Here is a 16,050-nt window from a genome sequence, read left to right as displayed (position 1 = left end):
TCTTCAACCTCAACCCGCCGCGCATCATCCTGCTATCTCGTTATAATCGAACGACCATTCTTTTTTCGGCCGAACTGCTCATGAACACCTCCCAGTCTGAATTCGTCGCCGTGCGCGGCATCCGTCTGCATGTGCGCCGCTGGGGCAACCCGGACGCGCCGATCCTGTTCATGCTGCACGGCTGGATGGACGTGGCGGCGTCGTTCCAGTTCGTCGTCGACGCGCTGGGCGGCGAGTGGCAGGTGATCGCGCCCGACATGCGCGGATTCGGGCTGTCGGACTGGCCGGTCGCGGCGCACGGCAGCGGCAATTACTGGGTACAGGACTATCTTGCCGATCTCGATGCGCTGCTCGATCACTACGCCCCGAGCGGCGAGGTGAATCTGGTCGGCCACAGCATGGGCGCCAACATCGTGAGCCTGTACGCGGGCATTCGGCCGGAGCGGGTGCGGCGGGTGGTCGACCTGGAGGGTTTCGGGCTCGCGCCGTCGCACGCGGCGCAGGCGCCGAAGCGCTTGCGCAACTGGCTCGACGAATTGCGCGATCCGCCGCAACTGAAGCGCTACGCGTCGCTCGACGACGTCGCCGCGCGCCTGATCAAGACCAATCCGCGGCTCGCACCGCAGCGCGCCCGGTTTCTCGCCCAGCACTGGTCGAAAGCGGATGGCGAAGGGCGCTTCATGTTGCTCGCCGATCCGGCACACAAGCTGCGCGGCCCGACGCTGTACCGCCTCGACGAGGTGATGGCGGTCTGGCGCAAGGTGAGCGCGAAGGTGTTGCACGTCGAAGCGGCCGGTTCGCCGACGCTCGCGCAGATTGCCGGCGAGATCCCGCTCGACGAATTCAAGGCGCGTTTCCAGGCGTTCCCGGACTGGCGCGAAAAGATCATCGACGAAGCGGGGCACATGGTGCACCACGACCAGCCGGAGCAGGTCGCGGCGCTGATCGAGGGGTTTTGCGCGTAGGGACGTATTGGCTTAAGGGCGTAAGGCGGCGAGGCAGGTCTCCGGCTCACGAAACGGCGTGAGCCGGCGACGCCCCCGCCCGCGAGATAGCGCTGCGCCCGCTTACTGCGTTGCAGTAAAATGGGCGTAGATCCCTTTCCAAACGACGATGAACGCCGACCTCCACTGTCACTCCACCGTTTCCGACGGCCAATTCGCGCCGGCCGACGTCGCGCGCCGCGCGCACGCGGGCGGCGTGACGCTGTGGGCGCTGACCGATCACGACGAACTGGGCGGCCAGCACGAAGCGCGCAGCACGGCCGAGGCGCTCGGCATGCGGTACCTGAGCGGCGTCGAGATTTCGGTCACGTGGGCGTCGCGCACGGTACACATCGTCGGGCTGGGTATCGATCCGACCAGCTCGATCCTGATCGACGGCCTCGCGCGCACCCGCAGCGGCCGCGCCGCGCGCGCCGAAGCGATCGGCGAACAGCTCGCCACCCTCGGCGTGCCGAATGCCTACGAAGGCGCGCTCAAATACGTATCGAATCCGGACATGATTTCGCGCACCCATTTCGCGCGTTTCATGGTCGAAAGCGGCTATTGCAGCTCCACGCAAGACGTCTTCACCCGTTACCTCGGCGACGGCAAGGCGGGTTACGTGCCGCATCGCTGGGCCAAACTCAGCCACGCGGTCGGCTGGATCCAGGCCGCCGGCGGCGAGGCCGTGATCGCGCATCCGGGGCGCTACGAGTACTCGCCGGTCGAATTCGACGCGTTTTTCGCCGAATTCATCGATCTCGGCGGCAAGGCGATCGAAGTGGTCACCGGCAGCCACACGCCAGACCAGTACCGCGAATATGCGGATGTCGCGCGCCGCTTCGGTTTCGAGGCCTCGCGCGGGTCCGACTTCCACGCACCAGGCGAAGGCCGCGTCGACCTCGGCACGCTGCCGCCGCTGCCTTCCGACCTCAAGCCCGTCTGGGAACGCTGGCTGTGATCGCGCGCCGTGCCCCGGCGGCACGTCGTACGCGAGAGCCGGCCGGGCGCGGTGGCGTCCGCTTCTGTCGTTCGCCTTGTCGTTCGCTCCTGTCTCCGGTGCGGTCAGTCGATTCTCGGTCCGCCCTTCGCTTGCCACTCGCGTTTCGCCACGCAGCCGCGCTTTCCGGCGCGGTTTCCTCGTCGTGTTCACGTGGGTGCCGCGTGTCCCCAAGTAGCCACCGTTAGCGATCATGTCCCAATACTTCCGGCTTCATCCTGACAATCCCCAGCCGCGCCTTGTCAAACAGGCCGTGCAGATCATCAACGATGGCGGTGTGGTCGCGTTGCCGACCGACTCGAGCTACGCGCTCGCCTGTCATCTCGACGACAAGGACGCGGTCGAGCGTCTGCGCCGCATTCGCGGGCTCGACGAGAAGCAGTTGCTGTCGCTGCTGGTGCGCGATCTGTCGGAGCTGGCGAACTTCGCGATGGTGGACAACCGCCAGTACCGGCTGATCAGATCGGTGACGCCGGGCCCTTACGTGTTCGTGCTGCAGGCCACCAAAGAGGTGCCGCGGCGCCTGTCTCATCCGTCGCGCAAGACCATTGGCCTGCGGGTGCCGGATCACGCGATCACGCTGGCAATTCTCGAGGAACTCGGCCAGCCGCTGCTCGGCTCCACGCTGATCATGCCGGGCGAGACCCAACCGCTGAACGACCCGGAAGAAATCCGCGAACGGCTGGAAAAACAGCTGGACCTGGTGATCGACGGCGGTCCCTGCATTTGCGAGCCGTCGACCGTGATCGATCTGACCGGTCCGGCACCGGTGCTGGTGCGGCCGGGGCGCGGCTCGCTCGCGCCGTTCGGGCTCGAGGAAACGGCATGATGGAAAGCGGACAGACGCCCGCCAGCGCGTTGTTACAATAGCGAGTTATGGATTCTTCCCTGATACAAACCATTGCGGTGTACGCGCTGCCGGTGATTTTCGCCATCACGCTGCATGAGGCCGCGCATGGTTACGTCGCGCGCTGGCTCGGCGACAACACCGCCTACGTGCTCGGCCGCGTCTCCATCAATCCGATGCGGCACATCGACCCGCTCGGCACGATCGCGATTCCGTTGCTGCTGTATTTCGCCACCAGCGGCGCGTTCATGTTCGGCTACGCGAAGCCGGTGCCGGTCGCCTTCGGCAATCTGCGCAATCCGCGCTGGGGCAGTTTGTGGGTCGCGGCGGCGGGGCCTGCGTGTAATTTCGTGCAGGCGCTGGTGTGGTACATCTTGTTCGTGACGCTGCTCGGCCTGAATGTCGACGAGGCGTTTTTCATCGGCATGGCGAAAGCCGGCGTCTATTTCAACCTCGTACTCGGCGTGCTGAACCTGTTTCCGCTACCGCCGCTCGACGGCGGCCGCGTGCTGCTGGCGCTGTTGCCGCCGCGCCAGTCCATCGCGTTGTCGCGCATCGAGCCGTACGGTTTCTTCATCGTCATGGCATTGGTGATGACGGGCACGCTATCGCGCTACTGGCTGAATCCGCTCGTGAATATTGGCTACGGCGCGATTACGGCCATCATGTCCCCACTCGTTTCGCTTTTCTAAACCACCATGTTTCCAGACCGTATCTTTTCCGGCATGCGGCCTACCGGCTCGCTGCACCTTGGCCACTATCACGGCGTGCTGAAGAACTGGGTACGGCTGCAATCCGAGTACCCGTGTTTTTTCTGCGTGGTCGATTGGCATGCGCTGACCACGCACTACGAAACGCCGGAGGTCATCGAGAAGAACGTGTGGGACGTACTGATCGACTGGCTCGCGTCGGGCATCGATCCGGCGCAGGCCACGCTGTTCATTCAGAGCAAGGTGCCCGAGCACGCGGAGCTTGCGCTGCTGCTGGGTATGAGTACGCCGCTCGGCTGGCTCGAACGCGTGCCGACCTACAAGGAGCAGCAGGAGAAGCTGAAGGACAAGGACCTGTCCACTTACGGCTTTCTCGGCTATCCGGTGCTGATGGCGGCGGACATTCTGCTGTACCGCGGCTCGCTGGTGCCGGTCGGCGAGGATCAGGTGCCGCATGTCGAAATGACGCGGGAAATCGCCCGCCGTTTCAACTATCTGTACGGCCGCGAGCCGGGCTTTGAAGTAAAGGCCAACGAGGCCGCGAAAAAGCTCGGCGGCAAGCGCGCCAAGCTCTATCACGAATTGCGCAACGCATACCAGCAGGAAGGCGACGACGAGGCGCTCGAACAGGCGCGCGCCATGCTGCAGGAATCGCAAAGCCTGTCGATGAGTGATCGCGAGCGCCTGTTCGGCTATCTCGAAGGTTCCCGCAAGATCATCCTCGTCGAGCCGCAGGCCATGCTGACCGAGGCATCGCGCATGCCGGGCCTCGACGGCCAGAAAATGTCGAAGTCCTACGGCAACACGATCGGTTTGCGCGAAGACGCGGAAACCATCACGAAGAAAGTACGCACCATGCCGACCGATCCGGCCCGCGTGCGCCGCACCGATCCGGGCAATCCGGACAAGTGCCCGGTCTGGCAACTGCACCAGGTCTATACGAACGAGACGACGCACGAGTGGGTTGAGCAGGGCTGCCGGACGGCGGGGATTGGCTGCCTCGAGTGCAAGCAGCCGGTGATCGAAGGGATTCTGCGCGAACAGCAGCCCATGCTCGAGCGGGCGCAGAAGTATATGGACGACCCGTCGCTGCTGCGCGCGATCGTCGCCGACGGCTGCGACAAGGCCCGCCGATTCGCCACGGAAACGATGCGCGATGTCCGCGAGGCAATGGGTTTGTCGTACAACTGAGCGGATCTCGAACCGATGAGCACTTCCGTCGCGGCGATGCATGGGCTGGGCGAGCCGTCGCGCTGGGTTCGCCATTGGGCGCATCTGGTCGCGGCGGGCGGCGCGGTGCTCGACGTGGCGTCGGGGGCAGGGCGGCACGCGCGGTTTTTTGCGTCGCTGGGGCATCCGGTGACCGCCGTCGATCGTGACGCGGCCGCGCTCGATACGCTGCGCGACGCGCCGCTGATCACGCCGCTCGCGGCCGACCTCGAAGGCGCTGCCTGGCCGTTACCCGGCGACGCGAAATTCGCCGCGGTGGTCGTGACGAACTATCTGCATCGCGCGCTATTTCCTCAGTTGTTGAATTCGCTCGCGCCGGGCGGCGTACTGGTTTACGAGACCTTCGCGCAGGGAAACGAAAGCGTCGGCAAGCCCTCTAATCCGGCGTTTCTACTCGCGCCCGGCGAGCTGCTCGAGATCGTGCGCGGCCGGCTCCGGGTCGTTGCGTTTCAAGACGGTTTTCTCGCGCAGCCGCGCCCGGCTTACGTCCAGCGCATCTGCGCAATTCTGGAGGCGGAGCGTTCAGCCGACCCCGCGCAGGCGGCACCCCCGCCTTGTTACGAGTTGGCTGGCTAATCCGCTACAATCGCGGTTTACCTGATCAAATTCATGGCGTTTCATGACTAACGGCAACCACAGCGGCACCCACGGCAGCAACGACAGCGTGCAGATTCGCGGCAGCATTCCTGCCATCATTACCCCGATGCTCGAAGACGGCGGCCTCGATCTGCCGGCGTTTCGCAAGCTGATCGATTGGCACGTCGCGGAGGGCACCAATGCGCTCGTCGTGGTCGGCACGAGCGGTGAGTCGGCTACCTTGTCGGTCGAAGAACACGTGCTGATGGTCAAAACCGCGGTCGAGCACACGGCGGGCCGGATTCCGGTGATCGCGGGCTCGGGCGGCAACTCCACCACTGAAGCCATCGAACTCACGCAGCAGGCCAAGGACGTCGGCGCGGACGCCACGCTGCAGGTCGTGCCGTACTACAACAAGCCGACCCAGGAAGGCATCTATCGCCATTTCGCGAAGATCGCCGAAACCGTCGACCTGCCGGTGATCCTGTACAACGTGCCCGGCCGCACCGTCGCCGACATGAGCAACGAAACGATCCTGCGTTGCGCGCAGGTGCCGGGCATCATCGGTGTGAAGGAAGCGACCGGCAACATCGACCGCGCCGCGCATCTGATCAAGTCGGCGCCCGCGCACTTCGGCATCTACAGCGGCGACGATCCCACCGCGATCGCGCTAATGCTGCTCGGCGGTCACGGCAATATTTCGGTCACCGCGAACGTCGCACCGCGCGCCATGAGCGAACTGTGCAAGGCCGCGCTCGCGGCGGACGCGAAGACCGCGCGCGAGATTCATCTGAAACTCCTGTCGCTGCATAAGAACCTGTTCATCGAATCGAATCCGATTCCTGCGAAATGGGCGTTGCAGCAACTGGGTCGTGTGCAGGGCGGAATCCGCCTGCCGCTCACGCCGCTCGACGCGCAATACCACGAAGTGGTGCGTGGCGCGCTGCGCGAAGCGGGTCTGTTGGGCTAAGCGGATCGACCGCGGCACCCACCAGCGCCAACGAAAGCCTGCTACCGGCACTCCCTTAACCGACGTCGATCCAGCCACGTTCCCTGCACACAGAACCAGGCACCGCGTTCCAGCATCACGAAGGACCTCATGAAACGTTCCGCACTTTCCCTCCACGCAACCCGCATGGCGGCGCTGGCGCTTGCCCTGGTGACGCTCGCCGGCTGTGACACGCTGAACGACTGGTTCGCTTCCGACCGCGTCAACTATAAGGGCGCCGGCAGCGCGCCGCCGCTCGCCGTTCCGAACGATCTGAGCACCACCAAGACCGACGAGCGCTACGTCGCGCCGCCGACCAATCTGGCCCTGGGCGGCGCGCCGACGCGTGCGATCACGGCGGCAGGCAATGCCACCGAAGGTCAGCCGAGCGCGCAGGATCCGCTCGGCATGCATATCGAACGCGACGGCGATCGCCGCTGGCTGGTGGTCGACGGCCGCTCGCCGGAACAACTGTGGCCGCAACTGCAGGAGTTCTGGCAGGAAAATGGCTTCGCGCTGAAAACCGATGCGCCGGCCACCGGCATCATGACGACCGACTGGGCTGAAAACCGCGCCAATATTCCGGACGACTGGTTCCGTCGTACGGTCGGCAAGGTGATCGACTTCGCCTATTCGTCGGGCACTCGCGACAGCTTCCGCACGCTCGTGTCGCGCGCACCCGGAAACACCACGGACATCTCGATCACGCACAGCGCGATGGAAGAAGTGCTGACGGGGCAGGACAAGACGTCGTCGCGTTGGGAAGAGCGTCCGCGTGACCCGGCGCTCGAAGCGCTGTTCCTCACCAAGCTGATGCAGAAGTTCGGCCTGACCGAAGCGCAGTCGAAGCAACTGCTGACCGACGCGCGTCCGGCTGTCGCGCCGGCCACGATCGATCAGAGCGCGGGCACGTCGACGCTCGACCTGCCGGAGTCGTTCGACCGTGCCTGGCTGCGTGTGGGCCTGGCGCTCGACCGCACCAACTTCGCCGTCGACAACCGCGATCGCGCGAAGGGCATCTACTACGTGCGCTACGCCGACTCGATGCAGGAACTGAAGAAAGAAGGCCTGTTCGGCAAGCTGTTCTACAGCGGCAATACGGCCAGGAAGCCGGGTCAGGAATTCCTCGTCAACGTGCGCTCGAAGGGCGACGCGGTGACGCAGGTGGCGGTGCTGGATGCGAACGGCCAGGTGGACAATTCGTCCGACGCGCAGCGTATCGTGACGCTGCTCCACGCGCAGTTGAACTAAGCGGGCCGTGAGGTTCGCGAGTCTCGGCAGCGGTAGTGAAGGGAATGCGTTGCTGGTGGAAGCGCACAGCGGCGCGACCACCACGCGCGTGCTGCTCGACTGCGGCTTTTCAGCCAAGGAAGTCGAGCGGCGTCTGAACCGGCTTGGCGCGAGCGCCGAAGGTCTCGACGCCATTCTGATTACGCATGAGCACAGCGATCACATCGGCGGCGCGCTGACGCTGGCACGTAAGTGGTCGATTCCGTTGTACATGAGCTGGGGTACTGCCCGTGCGGTGGGTGCCGACGAAGCCGATATCGACCTGCAGGTGCTGTGGGGCGACGAGGCGGTGGCGATCGGCGACCTCAGCATTCTTCCCTATACCGTTCCTCACGACGCCCGCGAGCCGTTGCAATACGTGCTCTCGAACGGCGCGAGCCGGCTCGGTGTGTTGACCGATGTCGGCACGTCCACGCCGCATATCAGTTCCGTGTTGAGCGGTTGCGACGCGCTGGTGCTCGAATGCAATCACGACGTGCAGATGCTCGCGGGTAGCCGCTATCCGCAGTCGTTGAAGGCGCGGATCGGCGGTAATCATGGGCATTTGAACAACGAGGCGGCCGCTGAAATTTTGGCGTCGCTTGACCGCTCGCGCTTGCGGCATCTGGTTGCGGCGCATCTGAGTCAGCAGAACAACTCGCCGGAACTCGCGCAGGCAGCCATGGCCGGTGTACTGGGTGCGGCGCCGACGGAGGTGGTGGTCGCTACCCAGGAAGATGGCTTTGCGTGGCTGAGCCTGTAGCGCTCGTCAGAGTCAGATGGCGCTGCAACCGGCACAGGTAAAGAAAAAGCCCATGACGATCGCTCGTTATGGGCTTTTTCTTCAAGACGGGCGCCTGATGCGCCCCGTCTTCGGGTTCGAACTTAGTTGCGGTTGCCGCCGAAAATGCCGAGCAGCGCGAGCAGATTGACGAACACGTTGTACAGATCCAGGTAGATCGCGAGCGTGGCGGTGATGTAGTTCGTTTCACCGCCATTCACGACGCGCTGGACGTCGAACAGCATGTAGGCCGAGAAGATCACGATGGCCATCACGGACACGGTGAGCATCAACGCCGGCAGATGCAGGAACACGTTCGCCACCGACGCCAGCAACAGCACGATCACGCCCATGAACAGCCACTTGCCGAGACCCGAAAAGTCGCGCTTGCTGACCGTGGCGATGGTTGCCATCGACGCGAAGATCACACCCGTGCCACCAAAGGCGAGCATGATCAGCGACGGGCCGTTGGAAAAACCGAGCACGAAGCTGAGGATGCGCGACAGCATCAGGCCCATGAAGAACGTGAAGCCGAGGAGCACGAAGACGCCCGCGGCGCTGTCTTTGGTCTTCTGGATCGCGAACATGAAGCCGAAAGCGATCGCGAAGAACGCCAGCATGCTCATGGCCGGGCTGGTGGCCGCAAACAGCGAGAAGCCGGTGGCGAGGCCGACCCATGCGCCGAGCACCGTCGGAATCATGGACAACGCCAGCAGCCAGTAGGTGTTCCGTAGCACGCGGTTACGCGTTTCGACCGTGCTGACTGCGCCATTGCGGCCAAAGCTATACGGATGATCGTTCATGGTCTCTCCTTACCTCAGAAGCGTGTTGCGTGTGGTTGTTAAGCAGTGGTGACGGCGGTGCAGCGGTTGCAGCCGGTCGTGCAGCGAAGCCGGGGATTTTTGCCGTCGTTCGCGAAGTACCCAATCCTAAGATTGGCGCGGTGGCAGGGAGTTTCAATGCCCAGAAAATACCCGCGCGACCTACGCTACCAGCATTCGAAAACTCCTGCTTGGAGTCTTTCAGTGCTGTAAGGGTTCAATCGCAATCATACACGGGAACATGCTACAATAGCGGATTCATTTGAATCTGTAACCTCTTAATTTTTTGGAGTTTTTATGGCGATCGAACGCACCCTGTCGATTATCAAGCCGGACGCAGTGGCCAAGAACGTGATCGGCCAGATCTACAGCCGTTTCGAAAACGCTGGTCTGAAGATCGTGGCTTCGCGCATGGTTCATCTGTCGCGCGCCGACGCTGAGAAGTTCTACGCTGTGCACGCTGCACGCCCGTTCTTCAAGGACCTCGTCGAATTCATGATCTCGGGCCCGGTGGTCGTGCAAGCGCTGGAAGGCGAAAACGCGATCCTGACGCATCGTGACCTGATGGGCGCAACGGACCCGAAGAAGGCGGAAAAGGGCACGATCCGCGCGGATTTCGCCGACAGCATCGACGCTAACGCGGTGCACGGTTCGGACGCTCCGGAAACGGCAGCAGTTGAAATCGCATTCTTCTTCCCGCAAGTGAACGTTTACTCGCGTTAAGACCTGCCGTTGTGGGCGGTCCGTGCAGCCGAAGCTGATTTATCGCACGAATCGTCCGGCAAAGTAGTAAGGTAAAAGCAGCAGGAATGGGCGCGAACGGCATTGCGTTCATGCAGCTTGTTGCATGAACGTAGTCTCGCACTGAAATGGCAGGATTCGATATGACGAGCAGTTCCACCGTCAACCTTCTCGACCTCGACGCCCAAGGGCTCGTCGCTTACTGCGACAGCCTGGGCGAGAAGCCGTTTCGCGCCAAGCAATTGCAGCGCTGGATTCACCAGTACAACGCTGCCGACTTCGACGGCATGACCGATCTCGCGAAGTCCTTGCGCGAAAAGCTCAAAGGGCGCGCCACGATCTCGATGCCGGGCATCGTCAGCGACCATATTTCAACCGACGGCACACGCAAGTGGCTGATCGACGTCGGCAACAGCAACGCGGTCGAAACCGTCTATATCCCGGAAGAAACGCGCGGCACGTTGTGCGTGTCGTCGCAGGCCGGGTGTGCGGTCAATTGTCGTTTCTGTTCGACCGGCAAGCAGGGTTTCTCCCGCAATCTCTCCACCGCTGAAATCATCGGCCAGTTGCGCATGGCCGAATTCGCGCTGCGTGCCACGCGCGGCGGCGACGGCGGCCGCGCCACGGGTGGCGACGGCAAGGGCGATCGCGTCGTCACGAACGTCGTGATGATGGGCATGGGCGAGCCGCTGCTGAATTACGACGCGGTCGTGCCGGCCATGCGCCTGATGCTCGACGACAACGCCTACGGCCTGTCGCGCCGGCGCGTCACGCTGTCCACGTCCGGCGTTGTGCCGATGATGGACCGGCTCGGCGCCGACCTGCCGGTGGCGCTCGCGGTATCGTTGCACGCGCCGAGCGATCCGCTGCGCGACATGCTGGTGCCGCTGAACAAGAAGTACCCACTGCGCGAACTGATGGCCGCTTGCCAGCGTTATCTGAAAGTCGCGCCGCGCGATTTCATTACGTTCGAATATTGCATGCTCGACGGCGTGAACGACAGCGAGGCGCAAGCGCGCGAATTGCTGGCCGTCACGCGCGACGTCCCATGCAAGTTCAACCTGATTCCGTTCAATCCGTTCCCCGAATCGGGCCTTTTCCGCTCGAAACCGGAACAGATCAAGCGGTTTGCACAAGTGTTGATGGACGCGGGCGTCGTCACCACGGTGCGTAAAACACGCGGCGATGATATCGACGCAGCCTGCGGTCAGCTGGCCGGTGCGGTGCAAGACCGCACGCGCCTCGCTGAGCGCACCGGGAAGGCGGCGAAGATTATCGAGGTTCGGGCCGTGTAATCGTTCTGGCGGCCTGGGCGCAGGCGTTCGGTGGAATACCTCTCCGAGCGTGCAAATAGCGACCTTGCCGCCCACGATTGAAAAGAAAGTTTGCAGAAGCGATCGGAAGCGGCACACAAGGCCGCACATTTTGTTATAAACGGTCTGCGATTTGGGCGTGAGGCGTGAGCCCGCCCGGGTGGCACGAGTTAAAAAGAATCGACGCGAAAGGATTTGGGATGAGTGAGCCGCAGCACCCGCAGCCGCAGGACACAGACACGAACGAAGGCCATCCGGCGCCGGTCGCACGGGCGCTGGTGCAGCCCGTCGTGCAGCCGGGCATGGATTCGTTGGCGGCAGTTGGCGCGCGCTTGACCCAGTTGCGTGAGTCGAAAGGCTGGACGATCGAGGACGTGTCGGCGCGTCTGAAAGTTTCGGCAGTCAAGTTGCGTGCGCTCGAATCTGGCGACATCAGCCACTTGCCGGATACGACCTTCGCGCTCGGCGTCGTGCGCAGCTATGCGAAGATGCTGGGCGCCGATCCCACGCCGTTCACGCAGGCCTTGCGTCGCGAGAAAGGTGTGCCTGCGCCGGATCTGTCGATGCCGGCTTCGTCGGGCAAGGATTTGCCGCGTGGCAAGGTGTCGTTGTCTCTCGGTGGGAGCGGTCAAAAGAGCCGCTCGTGGTTGTGGGGCGTGGCAGCGGTGATCGTCGCGGTGATCGCGTTGGGCATGTGGCATACCAACGGCGGCGATTCGTCGGCATGGCTTGCGCGGTTGAAGGCCAGCGCGAATGGCGCCACGGGTGGCGCGACCGGAGCATCGGGCGCGGTGGCGCAGGGTCAGGCGGCAGGTTCCGATGCCACGACCGAAGAGGCAGCGTCCGCGCCGGACGCGCAAACCGCAGCGGACAGCGCAGCATCCGGTACGCCGATGCCCGCGCCGCTGGCTACGGGTAATGCGCCTTCATCGGCTCCGGCTGTGACGGCAACCGCGGCTGCGCCCAGGGCGGTTTCGCAAGCGCAAGCTGCGGCACCGGCCGCGAGCGCGCCGGCGGCGGCAGTTGACACGGCGGGCGGTGGCGAGGCGGTCGTCGCGCTGCGCGTGACGCAAGACAGCTGGTTCAGCGTGCGCGGCAAGGACGGCAAGGAAGTCTTCTCCGGTCTCGTCCACGCGGGCGACACCAAGGAAGTGACGGGCTTGGCGCCGTTGAAGGTCACGCTCGGCAACAAGGCCGGTCTCGAGTCGTTGACGCTCGACGGCCAACCAGTCGACCCGGCCAAATATTCGGCAGCTAAAGGTAACGTGGCGCGCTTCGCGTTGCCTTGATAGATACGGTATGCGCCGCGGCCAAACCGGCCTGCGGCGCTTTTTCAATTCAGGCGCTACGTCTTTGTGTGGCGCATGCGGCGTAAATGGGTTTTTCGATGCAATCCGAAGCTCAATCCCAATCCAATAGCAAGATCGTTTCCAACGAGCCGGTATTCGGCGGCCACGCGGCGCGGCGCAAGTCGCACGCGGTCGACGTCCGCTGGGGCGGCCAGCTCGTCACGATCGGTGGCGACGCACCCGTGCGCGTCCAGTCGATGACCAACACGGACACCGCGGACGCAATCGGCACCGCGATCCAGATCAAGGAACTGGCGCAAGCCGGCTCGGAGCTGGTGCGTATCACGGTGAACACGCCGGAAGCGGCCGCGGCCGTGCCGGCCGTGCGCGAGCAGCTCGACCGCATGGGCGTGTCGGTGCCGTTGGTCGGCGATTTCCACTACAACGGCCATTTACTGTTGCGCGACTATCCCGAATGCGCGGAGTCGCTGTCCAAGTACCGGATCAATCCGGGCAACGTCGGCCATGGCGCGAAGCGCGACACGCAGTTCGCGCAAATGATCGAAGCGGCGGTGAAGTACGACAAGCCGGTGCGTATCGGCGTCAACTGGGGCAGTCTCGACCAGGACCTGCTCGCCAAAATGATGGACGAAAACGCAGCGCGCTCCACGCCGTGGGAAGCGCAAAGCGTGATGTACGAAGCCCTGATCCAGTCGGCGATCGGCTCGGCCGAGCGCGCCGTCGAAATCGGCCTGCCGCGCAACAAGATCATTCTCTCGTGCAAGGTCAGCGGTGTGCAGGATCTGATCGCGGTGTATCGCGAACTCGCGCGCCGTTGCGACTTCGCACTGCATCTCGGCTTGACGGAAGCCGGCATGGGCTCGAAGGGTATCGTCGCGTCGACAGCGGCGCTGTCGGTGCTGTTGCAGCAAGGTATCGGCGACACGATCCGAATCTCGCTGACACCGGAACCGGGCGGCCCGCGTACCGGCGAAGTGATCGTCGGCCAGGAAATTCTGCAAACCATGGGTCTGCGCTCGTTCACGCCGATGGTGATCGCTTGCCCGGGCTGCGGCCGTACCACCAGCACGCTGTTCCAGGAACTGGCGTCGCAAATCCAGACCTATCTGCGCACGCAGATGCCGGTGTGGCGCGATCAGTATCCTGGCGTCGAGAAGATGCACGTCGCGGTGATGGGCTGCATCGTCAATGGTCCGGGTGAGTCGAAGCAGGCCAATATCGGCATCAGCTTGCCGGGCTCGGGCGAGAACCCGGCTGCGCCGGTGTTCATCGACGGCGAGAAGGTCAAGACGCTGCGTGGCGAACACATTGCGCAAGAATTTCAGCAAATCGTGAGTGACTACGTCGAGCGCCGCTATGGCCGCGCCGAAGCCGGCCGCGCCGAAGCACTCAACTAAATATCGGCTATCGAAAGACAGATGACTGAACAGAAGAAAAAGCTCGAAAAGTTGTCCGGCGTGAAGGGCATGAACGACATCCTTCCGCAGGAAGCCGGGCTGTGGGAATTTTTCGAAATGACCGTCAAGTCGATGCTGCGTTCGTACGGATACCAGAATATCCGTACGCCGATCGTCGAGCATACGCAGTTGTTCAAGCGCGGTATCGGTGAAGTAACCGACATCGTTGAAAAAGAGATGTATAGCTTTACCGACGCGCTGAACGGCGAGAACCTGACCATGCGTCCGGAAAACACCGCGGCCGTGGTGCGCGCGGCGATCGAACACAACATGCTGTACGACGGCCCGAAGCGCCTGTGGTACGTCGGTCCGATGTTCCGCCACGAGCGTCCGCAACGCGGCCGTTACCGCCAGTTTCATCAGGTGGGTGTGGAGGCGCTGGGTTTCGCCGGCCCGGATGCCGACGCTGAAATCATCATGATGTGCCAGCGTCTGTGGGACGACCTCGGGCTGATGGGCATCAAGCTCGAACTCAACTCGCTGGGTCTGTCGCACGAACGTGCGGCGCATCGCGTCGAACTGATCGCCTACCTCGAAAAGCACATGGACGTGCTCGACGAAGAAGCGAAACGCCGTCTCTATACGAACCCGCTGCGCGTGCTGGATACGAAGAATCCGGCCATGCAGGAAGTCGCCCAGAACGCACCCAAACTGATCGATTTTCTCGGCGAGGAATCGCTCGCGCACTTCGAGGGTTTGCAGCGCATTCTGAAAGCGAACAACATTCCGTTCACGATCAATCCGCGTCTGGTGCGCGGTCTCGATTATTACAATCTGACCGTGTTCGAATGGGTGACCGACAAGCTGGGCGCGCAGGGCACCGTCGCTGCGGGCGGCCGTTACGATCCACTGATCGAACAGCTGGGCGGCAAGCCGACCGGCGCGTGCGGCTGGGCGATGGGCGTCGAACGGATTCTCGAGTTGTTGAAAGAAGACAAGCTCGTGCCGGAAGACGAAGGTTGCGACGTCTACGTGGTCCATCAGGGCGACGCGGCGCGCGAGCAGGCCTTCATCATCGCCGAGCGTCTGCGTGACACGGGCCTCGACGTCATTCTGCATTGCAGCGCCGACGGTCAAACCGCCAGCTTCAAATCGCAGATGAAGCGCGCGGATGCGAGCGGCGCCGCCTTCGCGGTGGTGCTCGGCGAAGACGAGATCGCGAACGGCACGGTCGGCGTCAAAGCGTTGCGCGATACCAGCAACGGCGCGGGTAACGGCGGTAAGAGCGAGCAACAGAACGTGCCTGCCGAAGACTTGACCGAATTTCTAATCAATGCGATGGTTGCAACCGCCGAAGACGGCGACGACTGATCGCGATGTCGTCGAGCCCATTGGCTGCTGTCTGGCTCGACAAGTACACGTATCAAGAAAGAGGAAATCGCCGGGCAATGAGTTACCACGACGAACAAGAATCGATAGAAAGTCTGAAGGCATGGTGGACGCAATGGGGCAATGCAACCACGTGGATCGTGCTGGTGGTCCTGGTTGCGGCCGCCGGCTGGAACGGCTGGAATTTCTGGCAACGGCGTCAGGCGGCGGAAGCCGCCGTGCTGTATGACCAGGTCCAGCAAGCCGTGGCCTCGGGCGACAAGGCGAAGGTCACGCGCGTTGCCACCGACATGGAAGACAAGTTCAGCGGCACCGCTTACGCGCAGATGACCGCACTGGGCGCGGCCAAGGCGCTCTACACAGCGGGCGACGAAGCTGGTGCGAAGACCCAGTTGCAATGGACCATCGATCACGCGAAAGACGACGAGTTCAAGCAGATCGCCAAGTTGCGCCTCGCTTCGCTATTGCTCGACGACAAGGCTTACGACCAGGGCCTGGCGCTGCTCGCCGAACCGCAGTCCGACGCCTTCAAGGGTCTCGTGGCGAATGGCCGGGGCGACCTGCTGGCCGCCCAGGGCAAGCGTGACGATGCACGCACGGCCTACAAGCTCGCGCTCGACTCGCTGTCGAAAACCGATAGCTCGGCACGTCAGTTGATCCAGTTCAAGCTGGACGCACTGGGCGGCTAAGCGCGC

At 63.3% G+C, this 16,050-nt stretch carries 16 protein-coding genes; 15 read left to right on the top strand and 1 reads right to left on the bottom strand.

Features of this window, described 5'->3' with window-relative positions; all coding sequences use genetic code 11:
- The first annotated feature begins 80 nt into the window (after window positions 1–80).
- The 9 genes from BX591_RS02260 to BX591_RS02220 all read left to right on the top strand — a co-directional run bounded on the left by BX591_RS02260 (window position 81) and on the right by BX591_RS02220 (window position 8,366).
- The gene (locus tag BX591_RS02260; protein ID WP_111929093.1) at window positions 81–965 is read left to right on the top strand and encodes an alpha/beta fold hydrolase; all 885 of its coding nucleotides are present in this window, start codon (window positions 81–83) and stop codon (window positions 963–965) included.
- Between the two features lie 148 nt (window positions 966–1,113).
- Window positions 1,114–1,944, top strand: a complete 831-nt coding sequence (locus tag BX591_RS02255) for a 3',5'-nucleoside bisphosphate phosphatase (protein ID WP_111929092.1) — start codon at window positions 1,114–1,116, stop codon at window positions 1,942–1,944.
- 232 nt (window positions 1,945–2,176) lie between these two features.
- Window positions 2,177–2,812, top strand: a complete 636-nt coding sequence (locus tag BX591_RS02250) for an L-threonylcarbamoyladenylate synthase (protein WP_111929091.1) — start codon at window positions 2,177–2,179, stop codon at window positions 2,810–2,812.
- Between the two features lie 47 nt (window positions 2,813–2,859).
- Window positions 2,860–3,522, top strand: a complete 663-nt coding sequence (locus BX591_RS02245) for a site-2 protease family protein (RefSeq protein ID WP_111929090.1) — start codon at window positions 2,860–2,862, stop codon at window positions 3,520–3,522.
- Between the two features lie 6 nt (window positions 3,523–3,528).
- Window positions 3,529–4,731 carry a tryptophan--tRNA ligase gene (locus BX591_RS02240; RefSeq protein WP_111929089.1) on the top strand — a complete coding sequence of 401 codons (1,203 nt, stop codon included), beginning with the start codon at window positions 3,529–3,531 and terminating at the stop codon, window positions 4,729–4,731.
- A 15-nt stretch (window positions 4,732–4,746) separates the two neighbouring features.
- A complete protein-coding gene (locus tag BX591_RS02235; protein WP_111929088.1) occupies window positions 4,747–5,346 on the top strand; it encodes a class I SAM-dependent methyltransferase in 600 nt (199 codons plus the stop codon).
- Window positions 5,347–5,389: 43 nt separating this feature from the next.
- The gene (dapA, locus tag BX591_RS02230; protein WP_035546441.1) at window positions 5,390–6,316 is read left to right on the top strand and encodes a 4-hydroxy-tetrahydrodipicolinate synthase; all 927 of its coding nucleotides are present in this window, start codon (window positions 5,390–5,392) and stop codon (window positions 6,314–6,316) included.
- A gap of 129 nt (window positions 6,317–6,445) precedes the next feature.
- The gene (bamC, locus tag BX591_RS02225) at window positions 6,446–7,585 is read left to right on the top strand and encodes an outer membrane protein assembly factor BamC (protein WP_111929087.1); all 1,140 of its coding nucleotides are present in this window, start codon (window positions 6,446–6,448) and stop codon (window positions 7,583–7,585) included.
- Between the two features lie 7 nt (window positions 7,586–7,592).
- Window positions 7,593–8,366 carry an MBL fold metallo-hydrolase gene (locus tag BX591_RS02220; RefSeq protein WP_111929086.1) on the top strand — a complete coding sequence of 258 codons (774 nt, stop codon included), beginning with the start codon at window positions 7,593–7,595 and terminating at the stop codon, window positions 8,364–8,366.
- Window positions 8,367–8,488: 122 nt separating this feature from the next.
- Here the strand turns inward: BX591_RS02220 and BX591_RS02215 are convergent, their stop codons facing one another.
- Window positions 8,489–9,187, bottom strand: coding sequence for a Bax inhibitor-1/YccA family protein (locus tag BX591_RS02215; RefSeq protein ID WP_011488947.1), 699 nt, complete (start codon window positions 9,185–9,187; stop codon window positions 8,489–8,491).
- Window positions 9,188–9,502: 315 nt separating this feature from the next.
- Here BX591_RS02215 and ndk point away from each other — a divergent pair, with 315 nt between their 5' ends.
- From ndk to BX591_RS02185, 6 genes are all read left to right on the top strand, one after another.
- Window positions 9,503–9,928 carry a nucleoside-diphosphate kinase gene (gene ndk, locus BX591_RS02210; protein ID WP_111929085.1) on the top strand — a complete coding sequence of 142 codons (426 nt, stop codon included), beginning with the start codon at window positions 9,503–9,505 and terminating at the stop codon, window positions 9,926–9,928.
- Window positions 9,929–10,089: 161 nt separating this feature from the next.
- The gene (gene rlmN, locus BX591_RS02205; protein WP_035546434.1) at window positions 10,090–11,241 is read left to right on the top strand and encodes a dual-specificity RNA methyltransferase RlmN; all 1,152 of its coding nucleotides are present in this window, start codon (window positions 10,090–10,092) and stop codon (window positions 11,239–11,241) included.
- A gap of 218 nt (window positions 11,242–11,459) precedes the next feature.
- On the top strand, window positions 11,460–12,548 hold the full coding sequence (locus tag BX591_RS02200; protein WP_111929084.1) for a helix-turn-helix domain-containing protein: 1,089 nt from the start codon (window positions 11,460–11,462) through the stop codon (window positions 12,546–12,548).
- 86 nt (window positions 12,549–12,634) lie between these two features.
- Window positions 12,635–13,966: a flavodoxin-dependent (E)-4-hydroxy-3-methylbut-2-enyl-diphosphate synthase gene (gene ispG / locus BX591_RS02195; RefSeq protein WP_111929083.1), complete on the top strand. Its 1,332-nt coding sequence runs from the start codon at window positions 12,635–12,637 to the stop codon at window positions 13,964–13,966.
- 21 nt (window positions 13,967–13,987) lie between these two features.
- Window positions 13,988–15,337 carry a histidine--tRNA ligase gene (gene hisS, locus BX591_RS02190; protein WP_111929082.1) on the top strand — a complete coding sequence of 450 codons (1,350 nt, stop codon included), beginning with the start codon at window positions 13,988–13,990 and terminating at the stop codon, window positions 15,335–15,337.
- A gap of 77 nt (window positions 15,338–15,414) precedes the next feature.
- Complete coding sequence (locus BX591_RS02185) at window positions 15,415–16,044, top strand: YfgM family protein (RefSeq protein WP_111929081.1); 630 nt, start codon at window positions 15,415–15,417, stop codon at window positions 16,042–16,044.
- Window positions 16,045–16,050: the final 6 nt, after the last annotated feature.

This window comes from Paraburkholderia bryophila (assembly GCF_003269035.1).
In the GTDB taxonomy this organism is placed as follows: Bacteria; Pseudomonadota; Gammaproteobacteria; order Burkholderiales; family Burkholderiaceae; genus Paraburkholderia; species Paraburkholderia bryophila.
This window is presented reverse-complemented; position numbering and strand designations above follow the sequence as displayed.

Bases quoted from the DNA above. Each gene is read 5' to 3' on its own strand.
- BX591_RS02260 (WP_111929093.1), top strand. From the start codon at position 81: ATGAACACCTCCCAGTCTGAATTCGTCGCCGTGCGCGGCATCCGTCTG.
- BX591_RS02255 (WP_111929092.1), top strand. From the start codon at position 1,114: ATGAACGCCGACCTCCACTGTCACTCCACCGTTTCCGACGGCCAATTC.
- BX591_RS02250 (WP_111929091.1), top strand. From the start codon at position 2,177: ATGTCCCAATACTTCCGGCTTCATCCTGACAATCCCCAGCCGCGCCTT.
- BX591_RS02245 (WP_111929090.1), top strand. From the start codon at position 2,860: ATGGATTCTTCCCTGATACAAACCATTGCGGTGTACGCGCTGCCGGTG.
- BX591_RS02240 (WP_111929089.1), top strand. From the start codon at position 3,529: ATGTTTCCAGACCGTATCTTTTCCGGCATGCGGCCTACCGGCTCGCTG.
- BX591_RS02235 (WP_111929088.1), top strand. From the start codon at position 4,747: ATGAGCACTTCCGTCGCGGCGATGCATGGGCTGGGCGAGCCGTCGCGC.
- dapA (WP_035546441.1), top strand. From the start codon at position 5,390: ATGACTAACGGCAACCACAGCGGCACCCACGGCAGCAACGACAGCGTG.
- bamC (WP_111929087.1), top strand. From the start codon at position 6,446: ATGAAACGTTCCGCACTTTCCCTCCACGCAACCCGCATGGCGGCGCTG.
- BX591_RS02215 (WP_011488947.1), bottom strand. From the start codon at position 9,187: ATGAACGATCATCCGTATAGCTTTGGCCGCAATGGCGCAGTCAGCACG.
- ndk (WP_111929085.1), top strand. From the start codon at position 9,503: ATGGCGATCGAACGCACCCTGTCGATTATCAAGCCGGACGCAGTGGCC.
- rlmN (WP_035546434.1), top strand. From the start codon at position 10,090: ATGACGAGCAGTTCCACCGTCAACCTTCTCGACCTCGACGCCCAAGGG.
- BX591_RS02200 (WP_111929084.1), top strand. From the start codon at position 11,460: ATGAGTGAGCCGCAGCACCCGCAGCCGCAGGACACAGACACGAACGAA.
- ispG (WP_111929083.1), top strand. From the start codon at position 12,635: ATGGGTTTTTCGATGCAATCCGAAGCTCAATCCCAATCCAATAGCAAG.
- hisS (WP_111929082.1), top strand. From the start codon at position 13,988: ATGACTGAACAGAAGAAAAAGCTCGAAAAGTTGTCCGGCGTGAAGGGC.
- BX591_RS02185 (WP_111929081.1), top strand. From the start codon at position 15,415: ATGAGTTACCACGACGAACAAGAATCGATAGAAAGTCTGAAGGCATGG.